Genomic DNA, 4,005 nt, shown 5'->3' on the forward strand with positions numbered 1-4,005 from the left:
CACCTCACCACCCACGACAACCACCACACCCTCCACCTCACCACCCCCGACAACCAACCCATCCTCACCACCACCCTCACCACCCGACCCACCAACATCTCCCCTCTCAACAACACCCCCCACGACTCCCTCTTCGAACTCACCTGGCCACCCCTCCCCACCACACCCAGCGAGGAGGACGTCTCCGCCGAGTGGGTGCTGATCGGTGGCGGAGGCTCACGAGATCTGCGGGAACAGGCCACCCACGTCCACGACGACCTGACGGCACTGCTGAACGCGCTCGAAGCAGGGGCGGCCGCTCCCGGAATCGTCGTCTTCGCGCCGGCGTCCGTCGACGAGCCCGTCGACGAGCCGTTCGCCGTGCGGAAGCTCACCGAGGCGACACTGGATCTGCTCCAACGCTGGCTGTCCAGGGACGAACTGGCCTCTTCCCGGCTCGTCGTCGTCACGCGACACGCCATCTGCGCGTTGCCTGGCGACACCGTAGCCAGTCTGGCCGAGGCGGCCGTCTGGGGGCTGGTGCGCTCGGCCCAGTCGGAGAACCCGGGGCGGTTCACGCTCCTGGACCTCGACGGAGACGAGACTCCCCCGGCGATGTTCGCCGCGGCGCTCGGTTCGAGCGAACCCCAACTCGCGCTTCGCGAGGGAGACCTCCACACCGCCCGCCTCACCCGGGTCCCGCAGGGGGCCGGGTTGGCCGTGCCCGAGGGAGAGCCGGCCTGGAAGCTGGTGCCGGGGAACGGCTCCCTCGACGACCTGTCGCTGGTACCACACCCCGACGCCCTGCGGACGCTGGAGCCGGGCGAGGTACGCGTGTCAGTACGCGCCGGCGGGCTCAACTTCCGCGACGCGCTGGTGGCCCTGGGCATGATCCCGTTCGACCGGGGCACTGCCGCGGAGGGCTCGGGGGTGGTCCTGGAGACGGGGTCCGCGGTGTGTGGAGTCGCGCCCGGCGACCGTGTCATGGGGCTGCTGCCGGACGGTGCCGGGCCGGTCACGGTGACGGATGCCAGGCTTCTCACCCACATGCCGGCGGGCTGGACGTTCGCCGAGGCGGCTTCCTTCCCCGCCGTGTTCCTGACGGCCTACTACGCGCTGGCCGACCTGGCAGGAGTGAAGGCCGGCGAGTCGGTGCTCATCCACGCCGCCACCGGAGGCGTCGGATCGGCCGCGATGCAACTGGCCGAGCACTGGGGGCTGACGGTCTTCGCGACCGCCAGTGCCCGCAAGCAGCACGTGCTGCGCTCCCGCGGGCTGCCCGACGGGCGCGTCGGAGACTCGCGGAGCACCGAGTTCGAGACCCGGTTCCGCAAGGACCTGGGCACCGATCGGCGGATCGACGTCGTACTCAACTCCCTGACGGACGAGTTCATCGACGCCTCGCTGCGGCTCCAGCACGCGGGCGGACGGTTCATCGAGATGGGTCGGACAGATCTCCGCGATCCGGAGCAGATCAGCGAGAGACACGGCGTCGCCTACCGGGCGTTCGACCTCCTGGAGGCAGGTCCCGACCGCATCGCCGAGATACTCGCTGAGCTGCGGGAGCTGTGCGAGCGCGGCGTCCTGCGGCCGCTGCCGGTGTCTGCCTGGGACACCAGGCGGGCAGCCGAGGCACTCCGCTACCTCAGTCACGCCCGGCACATCGGGAAGGTCGTGCTGACCATCCCCGCTCCGGAACCCGTCGACGACGCCGGGGGAACGGTGCTGATCACCGGTGGTACCGGCGTGCTCGGCAGGGTGCTGGCGCGGCACCTGGTGGCGGAGCACGGGGTGCGGAGCCTGGTGCTGACCAGCCGACGGGGCCTGGAAGCACCCGGGGCCACGGAGTTGGTCCAGGAGCTCGGAGCGACCGGCGCAATGGTGCGGGTGGTCGCGTGCGATGTGGCTGAACGCGCCGGCGTGGCAGAGGCGTTGGCCGCCGTGCCCGATGACCGACCGTTGACGGGCGTGGTGCACGCGGCGGGTGTTCTCGCCGACGGCGTGATCGGCTCGCTCAGCCCCGGGAAGGTCGACGCGGTGCTGCGACCGAAGGTGGACGCGGCCTGGCATCTGCACGAGCTGACCCGGCACCTGGACCTGTCCGCGTTCGTGCTGTTCTCCTCCGCCGCCAGCGTCCTGGGCAACATCGGCCAGGGCAACTACGCGGCGGCCAACGCCTTCCTCGACGCCCTGGTACAGCAGCGCGCCGCACAGGGCCTGCCAGGCGTGTCCCTGGCGTGGGGGTTGTGGGAGGAGACAAGCGAGCTGACGGGGCAACTGTCCGACCAGGGGCTGAACCGGATGGCCCGCTTCGGGGTGCGGGCACTGTCGTCGGCCGAGGGCATGCGCCTGTTCGACGCCACATGGCGCGGCCACCACCCGGTCGTCGTGCCGATGGGGCTGAACAGCAGCGTGCTGCGGCGCACGGTGGCAGCCGGCGGGGCCGTGCCGCCGCTGCTGAGCCAGCTGGCCGGACCCACCACCAGGCCGCGTGCTCTGGCCGTTGGCTCCCCCAACGTCGATGACGGCCCGGGACAGTCCGGCGAGCAGGGTTGGGAGCGGCGTCTCGGCGGCCTGACGATGGAGCAGCAGCGCGAACTGCTGCTCGACCTGGTGCGCGGACACGTCGCCAGCGTCCTCGGCCACGGCTCGCCCGAACGCATCCTCGCCGACCAGGCGTTCAAGGAGATCGGCTTCGACTCCCTGACGGCCGTCGAGCTCCGCAACCGGCTGGGAGCCGAGACCGGGCTGAAGCTCACCGCCACCCTCGTCTTCGACCACCCCACCCCGGCCGCGCTGGCCCAGCACGTGCACGGCCTGCTGGCACCGGAGGCGGTTGATCCGGTCAAGCACATGCTGGCGGAGCTGGAGAGGCTCGAGTCGAACCTCCCGTCGTTGTCGACGGGCGTCGACGAGCACGAGGCCGTGACTCAGCGCCTACAGAGCCTGGTCCGCAGGTGGAACGGGATCCGCCAGGCACACCAGTCCGGCGACGGCTCACCGGCGAGCTTCGAGGCCGCCAGCGATGACGAACTCTTCGCCGCGCTCGACAGCGAACTCGGCGCGTCCTGACCATCCCTGCCAAGAGGTGCATGCCCAGATGAGCAACAACGAAGAGAAGCTCCGCGCCTATCTCAAGCGGGCCACGACCGACCTCCAGGCTGCGAATCACCGCATTCGTGAGATGGAGGCGAAGGAGGGCGAGCCACTGGCGATCGTGGGGATGGCGTGCCGTTATCCGGGTGGGGTGTCCTCGCCCGAGGAGTTGTGGCAGCTGCTCGCGGACGGGCGGGAGGCCATATCCGACTTCCCCACGGACCGAGGCTGGCTCGTGGAGGACCTGTACGACCCGGACCCGGATCATCCAGGCACCTCGTATACGCGGCACGGCGGGTTCATGCACGACGCGGGTGACTTCGACGCGGCGTTCTTCGGCATCAACCCGCGAGAGGCCGCGGCGATGGACCCACAGCAGCGCCTGCTGCTGGAGACGACGTGGGAACTGTTCGAACGAGCCGGTCTCGCCCCCGGAGCCGTGCGGGGCACCGACACCGGCGTCTTCCTCGGCGTCGTCGCGCAGGGCTACGGCGGCACGGCAGCGGCGGGGTCCGGCGAGTACGAGGGATACCGGGTCACGGGCCAGACGACGAGCGTGGCCTCGGGGCGTATCTCGTACGTGTTCGGTCTGGAGGGGCCTGCGGTGTCGGTGGACACGGCGTGCTCGTCGTCGCTGGTGGCCCTCCACATGGCGGCCCAGTCCCTGCGTCAGGGCGAGTGCTCACTCGCCCTCGCCGGAGGGGTCACCATCATGTCCACCCCGGGGATCTTCGTGGAGTTCAGTCGTCAGCGGGGGTTGTCGGCCGATGGTCGGTGTAAGCCGTTCGCGGCTGCTGCGGATGGGACGGGGTGGGGTGAGGGTGCGGGGTTGTTGGTGTTGGAGCGGTTGTCGGATGCGCGGCGGCTTGGGCATCGGGTGTTGGCGGTGGTGCGGGGTTCGGCGATCAACCAGGACGGTGCGAGTAACGG

Annotated in this window: 2 protein-coding genes; both read left to right on the forward strand. The window is 70.5% G+C overall.

Translation table 11 applies throughout. The features are described from left to right. Positions 1-3,051: SDR family NAD(P)-dependent oxidoreductase (locus ACYVPE_RS39405; RefSeq protein WP_461038663.1), on the forward strand; the 3,051-nt coding region annotated here is incomplete at its 5' end. A 28-nt stretch (positions 3,052-3,079) separates the two neighbouring features. Beyond that, positions 3,080-4,005, forward strand: a 926-nt coding sequence (locus ACYVPE_RS39410) for a beta-ketoacyl synthase N-terminal-like domain-containing protein (protein WP_461038664.1), incomplete at its 3' end; no start/stop codon positions are given.

Source organism: Streptomyces mayteni (genome assembly GCF_054783955.1).